Here is a 528-nt window from a genome sequence, read left to right on the forward strand (position 1 = left end):
CTTCGGGCGCTCCGGTAGGCTCCAGACCTCCGCTTGTGTTGCCTTGTGCGTCAACTGCCGGAAAAGGCACGCAGCCGCTCGCAACCTTCAAATAAGGCTGAAAACGTTTGGCCGCTTTTTGGGAAACCGTCACAGGGGTCACTTCGCTGAAGCCTTGCACTTTGTCATGATCAATGACTTTCGCCTCAGCTGCCGGTACTACACTGACAAAAGCAAACATCGACATAAACAGTACAAACCCTAATTTTTTCACTCTTTCTAGCTTCCTTTCAGAGGTAATGGATGGCTTCAAATCATTAGAAAAATCCTTAATGCTTATTTGTTTTAGGGGTGATTCCGCAATCGTTGCGGAGACTGAAATATCTGGATGCGAGATGAAAAGATTTTGTCTAAAACAGTAATTTATCAGTGTTTTTCCCGTGTAATCCCCCCTTTCTTCTGAGCTAAGTATACAAATTTTTCACATGAGAATAATGATGCAATCCGATTATCTTTTGATCAAACTAAATCACCAAAACAAAAGCAAAA

Annotated in this window: 1 protein-coding gene; it reads right to left on the reverse strand. The window is 42.6% G+C overall.

Going from position 1 to position 528, the window contains the following annotated elements; all coding sequences use genetic code 11:
- Positions 1 to 226 (reverse strand): NPP1 family protein (locus ACWHAR_RS31655; protein ID WP_452089000.1); only part of this gene is annotated, 226 nt, incomplete at its 3' end.
- Positions 227 to 528 lie beyond the last annotated feature (302 nt).

Source organism: Bacillus sp. LR--39 (genome assembly GCF_053613335.1).